Consider the following 15,590-nt stretch of genomic DNA (forward strand, 5'->3'; position numbering starts at 1 on the left):
GGCGGCGGGGGCTACGGCTTGCGGCCCACCGCCCCGTAGCCCGGGATGACCCCGTCGTCCTGCCCGGGCACCGGTTCGCCGAGTTCGGGGTGCCATTCGGATACGACCGCCAGGCCCGGGTCGACCAGGTCGAGGCCGTCGAAGAAGCGGCCGAACTCCGCGCGCGAACGCAGGGCCAGCGTGACGCCCGCCGCCCTGAGTTTCTCCGTGGCCGCCGCGGACTCCTGCGGAGTGAAGTCGGCGGTGGCATGCGTCATCATCAGGTAGCTGCCCGAGGGCAGTTCCGAGAGCAGCCGGTCGACGAGTTCGTGGGCGCCGTCCTCGTCGGGGACGAAGTGCAGCAGCGCGACCAGCGACAGGGCCACCGGCCGGCCGAAGTCCAGGATCTTCCTGGCCCCCTCGACGATGGTGGCCGGGTCGCGGACGTCCGCCTGAAGGTACTCCGTGACGCCCCCGGGCGTGCTGCGCAGCAACGCCGCCGCGTGGGCCAGCACGATCGGATCGTTGTCGCAGTAGACCACCCGGGCGTCCGGCGCGATCTCCTGGGCGACCTGGTGCAGGTTGGGCTCGGTGGGGATGCCCGTGCCGATGTCCAGGAACTGGCGTACGCCGTTCCCGGCCAGCCAGCGGGTGGCCCGGTGCATGAAGGCGCGGTTGACACGTGCCATCACCGGTACCCGCGGGTCGAGCGCGAGCATCTGCCGGCCCATCGCCTCGTCGACGGGGTAGTTGTCCTTGCCGCCGAGATACCAGTCGTACATCCGCGCGGGATGGGGCTTGCCGGTGTCGATCTGGACGAGGGGGGCGGGGTCCTGCCCGGTCATGAGGCACTCCGTAGGACGCAACCAGTAATCAAGTCAGTACCAAGGAAGAAGGAACAAGGAAGAAAAAGGCAGGCGAGCGGCAGAACGACAAATCGACGGACGGTCGGGGGACGTTACGGCCAGTCGGGTCAGGACAGCAGGAAATCGGCCTCCCCCGCCTTGGCGCCCTCGATGAAGGCGGTCATCTCGTCGGTGGTGTATATCAGCGCCGGACCGTCCGGGTCGGTCGACTGGCGGACGGCGATCCGGCCGTCGGCGAGCTTCATCGCCTCCAGGCAGTTTCCTCCGTTGCCGCCGCTCCACGGCTTGTGCCAGCCTTCGCTGCCCAAGTCCCGCGCGGGCATGCCGTTGTAGACCCGTTTGCGCGGCTTGATGCGATCCATTCACAGCTCCTTGCGGAGATCCCTGAGGATCTCCTTCGTGCGATGTGCAGTAGCGGCCTGCGCCGCCATGCGGTCCATGACCTCGAGGTGGGTCGCCACCTCGGTGCGCGCGTCGAGATAGACGGCGCCGGTCAGGTACTCGCTGTAGACCATGTCCGGAAGCTCCGGCATGGCGAATCGGAACAGCACGAAGGGCCCGTAGGTACCGGGGTGCGGCCCGCAGGAGAACGGGGCGACCTGCAGCGTCACATGGGGCAGCTTCGCCACCTCGAGCAGTTTGTCGATCTGCGCGCGCATCACCTCCGGGCCGCCGACCGGGCGGCGCAGCACCGTCTCGTCCATCACGACCCACAACCGGGGCGCGTCCTGACGAGTGAGCAGTTCCTGGCGTTGCATGCGCAGGGCGACGAGACCCTCGATGTCCTCCGGCCGGGTCTGGCCGATGGCGCCCGACCTCAGGACGCCACGCGCGTAGTCCTCCGTCTGCAACAGCCCGGGGACGAAGTGCGGTTCGTACTGGCGGATCAGGGCGGCCGCGCCCTCCAGGCTGACGTGCATCGAGAACCAGCCGGGCAGGACGTCGTGGAACCGCTGCCACCAGCCGGGCTTGTTGGCCTCCTCGGCCAACTGCACGAACCCCTCGGCCTCCTCGTCGGTGACGCCGTACGCCTTCAGCAGCAGTTGGAGGTACGGGATCTTGAGGCTGACTTCGGCCATCTCCATACGGCGGACGGTGGCGGGCGCGACGCGGAGGATGCGGGCGGCCTCCTCGCGCTTGAGCCCTGCGCGCTCCCGCAGATCCAGCAGGCGCCGGCCGAGGACGACCTGTCCGACGGTCGGCGCGGACCGCGGTTCGCTCACGCTCCACCTCCACGAAGAGCCCCGCCCGACGGCCGTCTTGGGCACCTGGGTCCCGACCGCCGGTAACGGAACGAATCCTGACAGCCTTACGGCGCCATTCGAGGACCTATGGGAAGATCTGTACGACTTGTACGGATCTTCGGTGATCCCAACTGGCGCCGTCCATCGTGCTGTTGCGAGCAGTGTGCCACGGCGCTCCACAGCGTCACACAGCACTCTGCATTTTTCAGAGTGACTCTTGCCAAGTGTTCACGGCGGGGCGATAGTGGCAAGCGTGATTCCGTCCGCGCCCTTAGGAACAGACGCCGCCGCAGGCCGCCCCCAGGGTCTCGGTGCCGCCGAGGGAGTTGGCCCCGAAGTGGCCGCTGCCGAGCGCCGGTTCCGATTCGAACTGGCCGCACAGCCGGGCTCCCCCGCCCAGGCCAGACGCATGGCGCGGGCCCGGCTGACCGGTTGGTCGGTGTGCGAGGACACCTGCGACACCGCGGCTCTCGTCATCTCCGAACTGGTCACCAACGCGATCGTGCACACGGCCAGCGACATCGTCGTGTGCGAGCTGTACGACGGCGACGACGTGGTGCGCATAGCCGTGCAGGACGAGGGCTGCGCACCCGGCGAGCCGCATCCGTCCCCACAGCGTCCCGAGGAGGAGCACGGCAGGGGGCTGCTCCTCGTCGAGGCCCTCTGTCGGTCCTGGGGCGCCCAGGAGCAGGGTTCCGGCCTGCTCGTCTGGGCGGACCTGCCCCGGGGGGTCGAGGCTGTCACCGGGCCCGCCGAGCCCCACGACAGCCTCGACCGGGACGACACGGAGCCCCGCGACGACCTCGGCTGGGGGGCTCGTCCCGAGCCCGGACCGGACGACGACTCGGGGGACGAGGAGGAGCCCGCGGAGCAGACACTCCGCGGGCCTCGGTGCGGCACCCCGGCTCCCCCTATACCGCCCGGCGCGGCGGAGGCGTACGCGGCCGAGCTGATACGTCCGAACGCGCGCGTGGCACCCCAGTGGCACCGAGGAGTGGATCCCCAGGGCCCGGAAGACCACCACGGCACGAGCCCGGCGGACCAGCGCGCAGCCGAGGAGCATGCGCCGGACCGGCACAACACGAGCCCCCAGGCCATGAGCCCCCTCGGCCCGGACCACCACACCCTGAGCGCCGCAGGCCCGGACCACCGCTCGTTCAATCCCTTCGGGCCCGAAGCGCGCGGCCCGGCCCGGCACATATCCGAGCTCTGCGTCCTGGAACACCAGGGCCCGAGCCACCACGCCCTGCACCACACCCCCGTCAGCCACACCCCCCTGACCCACCGCGCCCTCGACCACCACACCCCGGGCCACCCGTTCCCGAACCACTCTCCCGCCCCCGTCGGCGAGTCCCCCGCCCCGCGCCCGTACCCCGTGATCGGGGCCGGGACCGGCGGCCCGGGGCTCCCCCCGCTCGAGAGAAGCCGAGAGCGAGGGAGGGCATGACGGGCGCGCCCGGCCGGAGGCCGGTGCGCTCCCTCGACACGCTCGTCCGTCTGCGGCGCGCCCTGGGCCCCGCCCCGGAGCCCCGCCGCAGGCTCACCGTGCCGGACGGCATGACCGCCCCGATGGGCTGTGACGCGGTGGCCGTCCCCGCCGGAATCGGCCCGCTGCTCATGCCCCGGCTGCCGCGCGTCGGCTGCGTCTACGCCGACGACACGCACTGGTGGTGGCTCCTGCCCTCCGACTCCGACTACGCCCTGGAGTGGCCCGCTCCCGCGCGCTACGCACCGGGCGCGATCGTCCCGGACACCCTGTCCGCCCCCGGCCTCATCCACCGACCGGACGGCACGCTTCCGTACACCCCGCCGATCCCCCTCTATCTGGCCCTGTGCCGCCTCACCGGGACGCCCCCCACATGGTCACGGCCGATCAGCGCCTAGCTTGCCGCTCCTGAACGGCCGCCCCTCGGGCTGCTTCCGGAACCACTGAGCCCTCCCCGAAACCGAAGCCGTCCGGCGTACGCCCGCGCGCACTCCTCTTCCCCGGCCCGCGCCCTGTCCTCACCTCTCCTCTCCCGGGATAGTGGCCGTTCGTCCACGATCCCGGGAGGCGGAAAAGGTGGGGAAGGCGCACAAACCGAAGGGTCCCGACGAACGCGAGGTGTCCGAGTCGGAGCGGCTGCTCTTCGGGGGCCCGCTCCGCTACGACATGGGGTGGAACCAGCACCGGGACGCCTTCCTGGAGCTGGGCTTCCTCGCCATGGTGACCCGGCTGCCCTCCCTGCTGGCCGCGAGCCTGCGGCTGGCCCGGCAGGCCGACCCGCGGGCCGCCCGGATCGTGCTGACCGCGGAGATCGCCCGGGGTGCGGCACAGGCGGTGGGGCTGCTCGCGGTGAACTCCGTGCTGGGGCGGCTGATCGGCGACGGCCCGATCGAGGACCGGCTGCGCGGCGCCGTTCCCGCCCTGGCCGTCATGGCCGTCGTACTCCTCGTCGGGGCGCTGCTGCGGGCCGCGTCGACGTATGCCACCGGACGCCTCGAGCCCAAGGTGGAGCGGGTGGCGACCGAGCTGTATCTGGAGCGGGCGGCGGCGGTGGAGCTGGCCGCGATCGAGGACCACGCCTTTCACAAGCTGCTGGACACCGCCCAGTACGGCGCCTCGTCCGCCCGTCGAATGATCATGTACGGCACGCGGGTGGTGAACGCGATGATCTCGCTGGTCGCGGCGGCCGGTGTGCTGACGGTGCTGCACCCGATGCTGCTGCCGCTGCTGGTCACGATGACCCTGCCGAGCGCCTGGAGCGCGTTGACGAACGCCCGGCGCCGCTACGAGTCCTTCCACACCTGGGTGCAGCACGCGCGCGCGGGTCACCTCATCGCCGGGCTCCTCACCGAACCGGCGGCCGCGCCCGAGATCCGGGTGCACGGGGTCGGCCCGTTCCTGCTGCGTCACTTCCGCGCGATGTCGGAGACCGCGGAGGCGGAGCAGGCCCGGCTGGCCCGGCTCGCCGCCCGCACCGGTCTGATCGCGGCCACCTGGACGGGCCTGGCGACGGTGGCGACATACGCCACGCTCGGCGGGCTGCTGCTGACGGGGACGATGGCGCTGGCGGTGGCGGGCACGGCGGTGATCGCGATCCGCAGCGGCTCGGCGAGCCTGAACACCCTCGTCCTGGAGGTCAACCAGCTCCATGAGGAGGCCCTGTTCGTGGGCGATCTGCAGCGGCTGTACGTCGAGGCGGCGCAACGGGCGATCCCGGTGGGCGGCGCGGCCCTGCCGGACGATCCACGGGAGATCCGTTTCGAGAACGTGACGTTCGGCTATCCGGGCGAGTCGACCCGGCCCGCCCTCGACGACGTCACGCTGTCGCTTCCCCTGGGCCGGATCATCGCGCTGGTCGGCGAGAACGGTTCCGGCAAGACGACCCTGGTGAAGCTGCTGGCCGGGCTGTACAAGCCGGACCGCGGGCGGATCCTGTGGGACGGGGTGGACGCGGCGGCCGCGGACCGGCACCAACTGGCCGAGCGCATCGCGATGGTCGCGCAGGACTTCAAGCGCTGGCCGTTCACCGCGCGGGTGAACGTGGCGGTGGGCCGTTCGTCGGCCCCGCTGACGGAGGAGCGGCTCGCCGGCGCGATCGCCGAGGCGGGCGCCGAGGAGGTGGTCGCGGACCTGCCGCGCGGCCTGGACACACTGCTGGCCCGGCACTTCAGCGGCGGGCACGAGCTGTCCGGCGGTCAGTGGCAGCGGCTCGGCATCGCTCGGGCCGCGTACCGGCGCGGTCGCATCCTCATCGTGGACGAGCCGACGGCGGCCCTGGACGCCCGGGCCGAGCTGGAGGTCTTCGAGAAGATCCGCGCGCTGGCCGACAGCGGCCAGACGGTCGTGCTGATCACCCACCGGCTGGCGTCGGTGCGCCACGCCGACCTGGTGCACGTCCTGGACCAGGGCCGGCTCGTGGAGTCCGGGACTCCGGAGGAGCTGCTGGCGTGCGGGGGCGTGTACGCGGAGCTGTACGCGCTCCAGGCGGAGCAGTTCACGGCGCAGGTGCCCGCCCCGTCGAAGGCGGGCTGACGGCTCAGTCGGTCACGTCGCCGCCGCGGACGACCACCAGGAACGTGTCCGATGCGAGGTCCATGACGACCTCGGCGGCCAGTCCCTCCATGCGTCGCGCGTGCGCGAACTCCTCCGCGGGCCACGATCCGCGCGGCCCACCGGCGGGAAAGCGTTCGAGCACTGTTCGCCCGTTCACCATCTCGCACCTCCAGAAAGCGTCGAACTTGTAGGAGTTAACGCTCTCCGGCCCCCTGATGCCTCGCTCAGTTGCGTTACTGAGACGTAGTTGACACAGGTTCGGCGCGGAGTGTGAGGTTCCGGAAACTCTCCGAACACATCGCGCACCGTCCGTGCCGGAAGACGGACAGCGAGTGATACCGGCTGTCAGGTGTCGTACTCCTGGACGCGCCCGCCGTGGCCGCGGTCGAGGAGCGCGGGCAGCCGCCGGCCCAGCTCCCGCACCACCTCCGGGACGTCGATCGTCAGGAGCTCGCGGTCGCGCATGAGGATCCGTCCGTCGACGATCGTGGTGCGCACGTCGGCGGCGCGGGCGCTGTGCACCAGGGTCGCGGCGAGGTCGTGGACGGGCTGGGTGTGCGGGCCGGTGAGGTCGACGAGGACGAGGTCGGCGCGCCGGCCGGGGGCGACGCTGCCCACGCGGTCCTCCAGGCCTACCGCCCGCGCGCTCTGGAGAGTGGCGTGGTGCAGGGCCTGACGGGAGGTCAGCCAGCGGGGGTCGCCGGTGGTCGACTTCTGGAGGAGAGAGGTGAGGGCCATGGACTCCCATACGTCGAGGGAGTTGTTCGAGGCGGCGCCGTCGGTGGCGAGTCCGACGGGGACGCCGATCTCGCACAGGGCGCGGACGGGGGTGGTGGTGGGCCAGGCGAACTTGAGATAGCCGCGCGGCGCGCTCGCCACGGCCGTACGGCCACGGGCGCGCGCGAGGAGGGGCAGGTCGCGCTCCAGGATGCCGGTGCCGTGGGCGATGAGGACGTCGGTGTCGAGGATGCCGGTGCGTTCCAGGACCTCGATGGGGGTGACGCCGTGCCGGGCGAGGCTGGTGTCGGTCTGGTCACGGTTCTCGGAGGCGTGCAGATGCACGGGAAGGTGGTGTGTGCGGGCGAGTTCGGCGGTGGCGGCGAGGTCGGCGTCGGTCACCGTGTAGGGGGCGTGCGGGGCGAGGGCGGTGGTGATGCGTCCGCCGGCGCCGCCCCGGTGTCGTAGCGCGAACTCCAGGGACTCCTCCCGCCCCTGGGGACCCTGGGAGGAGAAGTACGCCTGCCCCAGGTGGGCGCGGATGCCGCACTCGGCGACGACGGCGGCGACGGCGTCCATCGCGAAGTAGTGGTCGGCGAAGCAGGTGACTCCGCCGCGGATCATCTCCGCGCAGGCCAGCCGCGCGCCCAGCTCGACGTCCGTCGCGGTGAGGTTGGACTCGACGGGCCAGACGACGTCGTTGAACCACTCCTCGGTGGGCAGGTCCTCGGCGAGGCCGCGCAGGGCGACCATCGGGGCGTGGGTGTGGCAGTTGACGAGCCCCGGCATCGCGAGCTGTCCGCGCGCGTCGAGCCGTTCGACGGCGGGGATGCCTTCGGCCTCGGCGGCACCGGTGACGGCGTCGACGGTGCCGTCCCGGACGACGATCGCGGCGTCCTCGCGGAAGCCGACGCGTTCCTCCTCGTCGTGGACGAGGACGGTGCAGCCGGTGATGACGAGGTCGGCGGCGCGGGCGGGCTCCGGGGCGGGCGTCGGAGAAGGCGTCATGGCGTCAACGTACGACGGTGTCGTGCCCCCGTGTGAGCCGTGCCCCGCGTCCGAGGGGCCTCACCGGACCGCGAGCGGCAGCACGGACACCGACGTCGTCAGCCCCACTCCCTCCCTCCGTACGTCGAGTTCGCCGAGGAGGTCGGCGAGCTGCGCTCGGTGCGCCGGGTCGAGCCGGCCGGTGTCGTCGAGGTGGACGGCGCAGGCGGTGGTGGTGTCGACGAGCCGTTCGAGGACGGCGGCGACCTCGTCGGTGCCCTCGGTGTGCCGGGCGAGGGCGGGCAGTTCATGGGCGGCGAGGGCGATGGCGGTGCGGGCCTCGGCGAGGGTGCGGTAGGCCTCGCGGCGCAGGGTCCAGCGGGCGGCGCGGTCGTCGGAGCCGTAGAGGACGTGGGTGAGGTAGGCGTGCGCGGCGCTCGTGGCCGCGGCGAGTCGGGCGCGCACCTGCCCGCCGCGCTCCCCCGGCATCGGCAGATGCCCGACGATCAGCACGAGCGCGCAGGCCAGCAGGGTTTCCGCGATCCGGCTGACGGAGGCCTGGGGCTCGCCGCCGACCATCACGAGGGACAGTACGAGCACGGTGACCACGGCGGTCTGCGCGGCGAAGTGCCGGGTGGACACGGGAACCAGCGCCCCGCAGACGGCGACCAGAGCGATGAGCCCCTCCGGCCGGGGCAGTACGGCGGCGAACCCGGCGAAGAGCAGCGCCCCGAGCACGGTCCCGGCGGCCCGGCACAGCACCCTGGACACCAGGGGTCCGAGATCGGGCTTGACCAGGAAGACGGCGGTGGCGGGCAGCCAGTACCAGTGCGTGTGCTGCCCGTACCAGTGGGAGTGGTGCAGGGCCTGGGCGATGGCGGCGCTGGCCCCGAAGCAGAGCGCGACCCGCGGCCCGTACTCGCGCCCGCCGGCTCCGAACGCGGTCCGCAGCAGGTCGCGGGCACTGCGCCGCCGGGTGTGCAGATCGGTTCCGCCGCCCTGGTCGAAGGCGTCGGCGGCGTGCAGCAGCGCGTCGTCGAGGGCGCGCAGCGCGGGCGCGGACCGGGAGGGCGCGGGCAGCGGCCCGGTGGAGGTGTTCTCGCGTACGGCGGCGGCGAGCCGGCGGGGTCCCGCGGCGGCCCGTTCGGAGACGGGTTCCCCGGCCCAGGCGAGGGCGGTCGCGGCCTCGGCGAGGGGCAGGGCGGCGGCGTACTGGGCGTGCAGTCGCCGTTCGGCGGCGGAGCTGGCGTAGCGGCGCAGGCGGGGGCCGGTGAGGGCGTCCTGGGCGTGGTCGAGGGCGGCGGTGAGGGCGGCGCGGCGGGCGGTGGCGTCCTCGGTGCCGGTGGCGTCCAGCAGCGCGGCGACGGCGTCGTACACCCCGGCCACCGCGTGGCGCTCCCCGTCGAAGCGGAAGTCGCCGGTCATCGCGCCGGGCGTGGGCAGCGCGAGCCGCAGCACGAGCAGCCATCCGGCGCCCGCGACGAAGGCGAGCGCGCGGACCCACCCGGCCTCCGGCACGGGCATCCCGGCCCCGATGGCCGCGGCGACGAGCAGCTGTGTCCCCGCCCCGGAGGCGACGGGCCCGATGGCGCTGATCCCGCCCGCGAACAGCCCGAGCCCGGTCAGTACGGCTGTCAGCGCGACGGCGCCCACGTGCTCCCCGACGTACGTCCCGACGAGCATCCCGCCCGCTCCCGCGAGCGCGGGCGCCCCGAGCCGCCTGACGGCGGCCCGCCGGCTGCCGGGCCGGTCGTTGATCCCGGCGAGCATCGCGGCGATGGCGGCGACCACCCCGAGGGAGACCCGGCCGGCGAGAACCGCGACGAGCAGCAGCGGCCCGGCGGCCAACGCCCCGCGCGTGACGGCGCTCCAGGGGACGGGACCGCGCTGGGCCCGCAGGGCGTGGGCGAGCCAGGGCGGCAGTACTGTGCGAACGGCAACGGGGGAACGCGGGGACACGTAGCTCCTGTCGTATCGAGGGCGGGGGTGTGCCTTCGGGCGACGGTGGCCGGGGCGGTCAGCGGTGAGCTGTGTGTCCACGGTACGGGGCGGTCCTGGAGGGAGTGGGACCGTTGCGTTTCGGCGAGGTGACGGCTGGGCCGAATCCCGCTTTCTTTATGAACGCAACGCCCGGAAGAGCACTTCTGGTACCGCGAAGACGGGAAGAGTCATTCGGCGCCATTGTTTTCCGAGGCCGCCCGTACGCATTCCGCGAAGAGCGACTCGGCCCTTTCGACCGCGGTCACGAGATCACCGGACGCGGTGCCGAGAAGGGCGATGAGTTCATCCACGCCCCGCAGTCCCGCCCTTTCCAGCAGCCGCTTCTCGTTCGTCACCCACTCCCCGCGGGCCGCCAGCACCGCGTGCCCCACCTGCGCGGCCGCCACGGCGAGCGCCCCGGCGGCCTCGGTACGCCGTCCGGCGGGCGCGTGGGCGGCCTTGGAGTAGGCGAGAGTGGCGCGGGCGGTCCCGTACCAGCGTCCGGGGGCGGTCCGGCGGAGTTCGGCGGGGTATGCCACGGGCTGGCGCAGTTCGCCGCGCAGTACCTGGTTGACGGCCAGCTCGGCGACGACGAGATAGCTCGGGATCCCCGCGAGATGGAACATCAACGGCTCCACCCGGAACCGCCCTTCCTCCGCCTCGGCCCACTCGTGCTCGACGACGTCGAGATCCCGGTAGTGCACATCGACCCGCCGCCCGCAGACGGTCAGCCAGGCACCGCCGTTGAAGACCCCGCCGCCCCACTCGCCGATCTCCGACACCTGCCCCTCCCAGCCGACGGCCCGCAGGTCGTCGGGGTCGAAGGCGCCCCGGTAGTAGACGGCCAGGTCCCAGTCGCTGCCGGCCCGATGGACCCCCTCGGCCCGGGAACCGCCGAGCGCCACGGCCCGGACTCCGGGGAGCGCGGCGAGACGGTCGGCGGTGGCGTCGAGGAAGGCGCGTTCGTCGGCAGAGGACACCCGATGACCCCGGAGCGTGGAGTGGCGGCGGACAGGGAAGCGCCTGGAGACTACGCGACGGCCGGAATGAGGTGCGAGGCATTTCGCGCTCGCGCGTCCCCTCGGGCATCGGACCCTGCCGGGCATTGCAACGCCAGCAGCTTGCCCGCCCCGCCGCTGACCGCGTGACCGCTCACTCGGGCCGCCACCCCCTCCGCTTCGGCACCGGCTTCGCGAAGCTTCCCGACCGGCTCGTGGTCAGGCCCAGGTCCACCAGCGCCTCGGCCAGTTTCACCGCCGCCCCCACCCCGTCGACGACCGGAAGGCCCAGCTTGTCGCCGACCGCTCGCTGCAGGCCCGTCATGCCGGCGCAGCCGAGGACGAGGACCTCGGCTCCGGCGTCCCGGGCGCGTTCGGCGGCGGCCAGGAAGGCTGTTTCCGTGCGGTCGGTGTCGCCCGAGCCCAGGTCGAGGACGCGCAGGCCGGTGCCGACGACGGCGGCGCAGTTACGGCCCACGCCGGCCAGTTCCAGGCTGTCCTCGATCTGGCCGCAGGACCGCTCCAGGGTGGTGACGACGCCGTAGCGGCGGCCCAGGAGGCAGGCGAGGTGGGCCGCGGCCTCGGTGATGTCGACGACGGGGACGTCCACCAGTTCCCGGACGCCCTCGCGTCCGTGCTCGCCGAAGCCGGCCATGACGACGGCGTCGTAGGGCGGGCCGTCGTAGGTGCGGAGGGTGTCGATGACGGCCGCGGCCGAGAGGTAGCTGTCGAGCCAGCCCTCCGCCGACTCCGGACCCCAGGCGGGGGTCAGTCCGGTCACGGTGGTGCCCGGGCCGGCCGCGGCCCGGGCACCTCGCACGATCTCCTCGGTCATCTCCTGCGTGGTGTTGCAGTTGGTGACGACGATCCGTACGTTCCGCACGCTTCTCAGACCTCCGCGGGCTGCTCGGGGACGGCCGCCCGCTCACCGCGGGTCAGCAGGACGTACAGGCCGGCCGCCAGTGCCGTACCGATGAACCAGGAGTACGGGGCGATGTCGCCGAAGGTCTTCACCAGGGCGAGCACCGCCGCGACCGCGGCCGAGGGGAGGAACGCCCACAGTGCCTTGGGGTTGACGCCCTTGCGGTAGTAGTAGCGGGAGCCGGGGGTGGCGTCGAAGAGTTCGTTCACGTCGACGCGGCCGCGCTTGACCAGGTAGTAGTCGACCATGATCACGCCGAACAGCGGGCCGAGGAAGGCGCCGAGGCCACCGAGGAAGTAGTTGACGACGGTCGGGTTGGAGAAGAGGTTCCAGGGGGTGACGACCAGTGCGGCGACGGTGCTGATCATGCCGCCGACCTTGAAGGTGATCTTCTGCGGCCAGACGTTGGCGAGGTCGTACGCCGGGGAGACGAAGTTGGCGACGATGTTGACGCCCATGGTGGCGACGGCGAAGGTGAAGGCGCCCAGCACCATCACCCAGGTGTTGCCGACCTTGGCCACCAGCTCAGCCGGGTCGGTGATGGCCTCGCCGAACACCTCCAGGGAACCGGCCGTCACGATCACCGAGACGACCACGAAGGCCGTGGAGTTGATGGGCAGACCCCAGAAGTTGCCGCGCCGGACGGTCTTGTAGTCGGGCGCGAAGCGGGAGAAGTCGCAGAAGTTGAGCATCAGGGTGCCGTAGGTGGCGAGGATCAGCCCGATCGCGCCGAACCACTGCCGCCACTGCTCGCCGACGGAGACCGGGTGCGGGGTGGTGGTGAGCGAGATGGTCCAGTGGGCCTTGGCCAGGACCCAGACGGCCAACGCGATCATCACCAGCCAGATCGCCGGTCCGCAGAAGTCCTGGAACTTGCGCACCGACTCCATGCCCTGGCTGATGATCACCGCCTGGATCAGCCAGAGCGAGACGAAGGAGACCCAGCCCAGCGCGTCCAGGCCCAGGAAGGAGTTGTGCGTCCAGGACTCCAGGCCCGGCCACGCCGCCAGCAGCATCACGTTGACGGCGACGGACGCCAGGTAGGTCTGGATGCCGTACCACATGATGGCGATCACGGCCCGGATGAGGGCCGGGATGTTGGCGCCCCACACTCCGAAGCTGATCCGGCTGACGACGGGGAACGGCACGCCGTGCCGCTGGCCGATCCTCCCCATCCAGTTCATGCCGACGTAGATGAGCACGAAGCCGACGAGGAGGGAGGTGAAGACCTGCCAGACGTTCATGCCGAGGACCAGCAGACCGGCGGCGAAGGTGTAGTTGCCGAGGTTGTGGACGTCGGACATCCACATGGCGAAGAGGTCGAAGACCTTCCAGTTCCGCTTCTCGGCGGGTGCGAGGTCTTCGTTGGTGAGCCGGGGGTCGGGGACGAACGCTGGTGCGCCGGTGGCTTCGGCGCTGTCGGCGAGGGACACGGGGCCTCCATGAGCGACGGGACGGGGGGTGGCGGAGGGCTGCTTGCCGAGTCGGTTGGCGATCTGTTTGGTATACCAAACTGCCGTCATGGTCCTCCCTTCAAGCATTCCGACCGATGTCCGCCCCGTTACGGCTCCGTAAAAGCACCCACGCGTCGGCGAAGATGGCACCCATGAGCTCCACGGCGAAGATCGAACCCCTCGGAGCGGTGCGCGAGCGCGTCCTGGCCACCCTGCGGCAGGACATCATCGCGGGCCGCCTGCGTCCCGGCGACCGGCTCGTCGAGCGCGAACTGGCCGAGCGGTTCGGTGTCTCACGGGTACCGGTCCGGGAGGCGATCCGGTCCCTTGTCTCCGAGGGCTTCGTCCTCTTCGAGTCCGCGCGCCGCACCGTCGTTCGCCGCCTCACGCCCGACGACGTCAAGGAACTCTTCGAGCTGCGCGAGGCGTTGGAGGTGTACGCGGCGGGGCTGGCCGCGTCACGGGCCACCCCGGAGGCCCTCGCGCAGCTGCGCGAACTGCTCGACCAGGCGGCGACGGCGACGGCCGCCGGGGACGCCGAGACGATCACCGACATCAACACCCGTTTCCACGACGGCATCCTGGCCATGGCGGGCAACAGCCTGCTGATCTCGGTCATGGAACCCGTCGACGGCCGCATGCGCTGGCTCACCCGGCAGAACACGGAGTGGCCCCAACTCCTCACCGAGCACCGCGAGCTGTACGACGCGATCGCCTCCGGCGACCCCGACCGGGCCCGCGCCCACGCACTCCACCATGTCCAGGCCAACTACCGCTCGAGCGTGCGGCACCTCTTCGGCTGAGCGGAATCGGCCTCGTCGCCTCCCCGGTCGGCCACCCGCCCAGCCGACCCGAACAGTCGTCTGAATAGACTCTCCCGACTGCACACCCAACGGGAGGAGAACAGGAACATGGTCAGCAGACGCGGGTTGTTGAGCGGAGCCGCACTCGTGGGGGCGGGCGCGATGACCGGCGTACTCGGCGGTGCGGGGAGCGCCGCCGCCGACGCCCCGCTGGACACCCCGTTCACCCCGGTCGCCGCGCCCCATCTCCTGGAGGCCGAGCGGATGGTGCAGTACCAACGGCTCCTCGCGGCCGGCCATCTGCCCACCGGCCTCGCCGGGCACTGGCCCCTGGACGGCTCCGGCGCCGACCGCTCCGGCCGCGAGCGGCCCCTCACCCTGGGCAGTGGCGCGAGCTGGACCACCCTGCGGGCCGGCGGCGAGCTGAGTCTCGACGGCACCTCGGGCGCGTACGCAGCCACCACCTCCGTGCTGGACACCACGGCCCCGTTCACGGTCGCGGCCTGGGTGCGTCTGTCCAACGACACCACCAGCCCCGCCGACCTGACGAACATGTACACGGCCGTCAGCCAGGACGGCGCCGGCTGCAGCCGCTTCCTCCTCCAGTACGACGACACCGCGGGCACATGGGCGTTCAAGGTGCGCAGCGAGGACCAGAGCGTCAAGATCTCGACGGAGGCCACCACCCCTGTCACCGAAACCGGCGTCTGGACCCACCTGACCGGAGTCTGGGACGGCACCCGCATCCACCTGTACGTCAACGGCGTGTGGCAGAGCAGCGCCGACGCGGCCCTGTCCTGGGCCGCCACCCAGGGCTTCAACATCGGCCGGGCCCGCTGGGACGGCGCGTACGTCAACCGCTTCAAGGGATCGGTCGACGACGTCCGCGCCTACGGCCGCGTCCTGACCGCCGACGAGATCTCGCTGATCAGCGGGCAGACGGCCCGGGCCAACAACCGCTATCTGATCGACTCCCCCTCCACCGTCACCTGGGGCACGCCCGACGACCTGGCGAGCTGGATCGCCCACGCCCGCTGCTCGTCCTTCCTCACCTGGGTGCTGAAGCACACCTACGGCTGGGCCACGGACGACTACTTCCGCCAGTACTTCCAGGACCGCATCCCCGAGGCCGCCGACTACCGCAAGGCGTTCACCGACGGCACCGGCGGCCCCCGCTTCCAGCGCATCCGCAAGATCACCGACCTGCGGCCGGGCGATCTGATCGCGGTCGACTACATGGGCAAGGTCGTGGACAACACCGGACACATCGTCATGGTCCGCGAGGTGAAGGGCGTCTTCAGCGGGGTGGCGGACTTCAGCGGCGAGACCCAGTACGCCGTCGAGGTCGTCGACTGCACCTCCGAACCGCACGGCGTGTACGGGAAGACCAACTACGCCCTGTATCCGGACACCCGCATGGTCAGCGACGTGGACGGCGCGAACTTCCAGGGCGTCGGCATCGGCCACATGATGTTCTACGCCTCAGACGCCACCGGGGAGTTCTCCCGCTACCGGTGGAGCGTCAACTCCGCCAAGTCGACGAACACCTGGCCGGTGTCGGAGCGGCCGATCGCGGCGGCCCGGATCGTCTGAGCCCGGTC

Annotated in this window: 13 protein-coding genes and 1 pseudogene; 5 read left to right on the forward strand and 9 right to left on the reverse strand. The window is 71.8% G+C overall.

What is annotated here, in order from left to right; all coding sequences use genetic code 11:
- Positions 1 to 11: 11 nt before the first annotated feature.
- The 3 genes from ACIBVL_RS01125 to ACIBVL_RS01135 form a co-directional block, all read right to left on the reverse strand.
- Complete coding sequence (locus tag ACIBVL_RS01125; RefSeq protein WP_399089756.1) at positions 12 to 824, reverse strand: SAM-dependent methyltransferase; 813 nt, start codon at positions 822 to 824, stop codon at positions 12 to 14.
- 128 nt (positions 825 to 952) lie between these two features.
- Entirely contained in the window at positions 953 to 1,207 is a 255-nt protein-coding gene (locus ACIBVL_RS01130) for a DUF397 domain-containing protein (RefSeq protein ID WP_057580268.1), read from the reverse strand.
- Positions 1,208 to 2,068: a helix-turn-helix transcriptional regulator gene (locus ACIBVL_RS01135; protein ID WP_399089759.1), complete on the reverse strand. Its 861-nt coding sequence runs from the start codon at positions 2,066 to 2,068 to the stop codon at positions 1,208 to 1,210.
- Between the two features lie 265 nt (positions 2,069 to 2,333).
- Here ACIBVL_RS01135 and ACIBVL_RS01140 point away from each other — a divergent pair.
- The 3 genes and pseudogenes from ACIBVL_RS01140 to ACIBVL_RS01150 all read left to right on the forward strand — a co-directional run.
- Positions 2,334 to 2,951: pseudogene (locus tag ACIBVL_RS01140) on the forward strand (ATP-binding protein); the annotation flags it as partial.
- A 581-nt stretch (positions 2,952 to 3,532) separates the two neighbouring features.
- Positions 3,533 to 3,973, forward strand: a complete 441-nt coding sequence (locus ACIBVL_RS01145; RefSeq protein WP_399089762.1) for a hypothetical protein — start codon at positions 3,533 to 3,535, stop codon at positions 3,971 to 3,973.
- A gap of 268 nt (positions 3,974 to 4,241) precedes the next feature.
- Positions 4,242 to 6,107 carry an ABC transporter ATP-binding protein gene (locus ACIBVL_RS01150; RefSeq protein ID WP_399091952.1) on the forward strand — a complete coding sequence of 622 codons (1,866 nt, stop codon included), beginning with the start codon at positions 4,242 to 4,244 and terminating at the stop codon, positions 6,105 to 6,107.
- Positions 6,108 to 6,111: 4 nt separating this feature from the next.
- Here ACIBVL_RS01150 and ACIBVL_RS01155 read toward each other — a convergent pair whose 3' ends face one another.
- The 6 genes from ACIBVL_RS01155 to ACIBVL_RS01180 form a co-directional block, all read right to left on the reverse strand.
- Positions 6,112 to 6,285, reverse strand: a complete 174-nt coding sequence (locus ACIBVL_RS01155) for a hypothetical protein (protein ID WP_399092088.1) — start codon at positions 6,283 to 6,285, stop codon at positions 6,112 to 6,114.
- A gap of 188 nt (positions 6,286 to 6,473) precedes the next feature.
- Positions 6,474 to 7,853 (reverse strand): amidohydrolase, encoded by a 1,380-nt coding sequence (locus tag ACIBVL_RS01160; protein WP_399089765.1) that lies wholly within the window; start codon positions 7,851 to 7,853, stop codon positions 6,474 to 6,476.
- Between the two features lie 60 nt (positions 7,854 to 7,913).
- Positions 7,914 to 9,791 carry an FUSC family protein gene (locus ACIBVL_RS01165; protein WP_399089768.1) on the reverse strand — a complete coding sequence of 626 codons (1,878 nt, stop codon included), beginning with the start codon at positions 9,789 to 9,791 and terminating at the stop codon, positions 7,914 to 7,916.
- 209 nt (positions 9,792 to 10,000) lie between these two features.
- Positions 10,001 to 10,792 carry a nucleotidyltransferase family protein gene (locus ACIBVL_RS01170; protein WP_399089771.1) on the reverse strand — a complete coding sequence of 264 codons (792 nt, stop codon included), beginning with the start codon at positions 10,790 to 10,792 and terminating at the stop codon, positions 10,001 to 10,003.
- Positions 10,793 to 10,964: 172 nt separating this feature from the next.
- Positions 10,965 to 11,693 carry an aspartate/glutamate racemase family protein gene (locus ACIBVL_RS01175; protein WP_399089774.1) on the reverse strand — a complete coding sequence of 243 codons (729 nt, stop codon included), beginning with the start codon at positions 11,691 to 11,693 and terminating at the stop codon, positions 10,965 to 10,967.
- A 5-nt stretch (positions 11,694 to 11,698) separates the two neighbouring features.
- A complete protein-coding gene (locus ACIBVL_RS01180) occupies positions 11,699 to 13,165 on the reverse strand; it encodes an NCS1 family nucleobase:cation symporter-1 (RefSeq protein WP_399091955.1) in 1,467 nt (488 codons plus the stop codon).
- A gap of 173 nt (positions 13,166 to 13,338) precedes the next feature.
- Here ACIBVL_RS01180 and ACIBVL_RS01185 point away from each other — a divergent pair, with 173 nt between their 5' ends.
- Complete coding sequence (locus ACIBVL_RS01185) at positions 13,339 to 13,989, forward strand: GntR family transcriptional regulator (RefSeq protein WP_399089777.1); 651 nt, start codon at positions 13,339 to 13,341, stop codon at positions 13,987 to 13,989.
- A gap of 108 nt (positions 13,990 to 14,097) precedes the next feature.
- Complete coding sequence (locus ACIBVL_RS01190; RefSeq protein WP_399089780.1) at positions 14,098 to 15,582, forward strand: LamG domain-containing protein; 1,485 nt, start codon at positions 14,098 to 14,100, stop codon at positions 15,580 to 15,582.
- The last annotated feature ends 8 nt before the right edge of the window (positions 15,583 to 15,590 follow it).

Source organism: Streptomyces sp. NPDC049687 (genome assembly GCF_044465285.1).
Classification (GTDB): Bacteria; Actinomycetota; Actinomycetes; order Streptomycetales; family Streptomycetaceae; genus Streptomyces.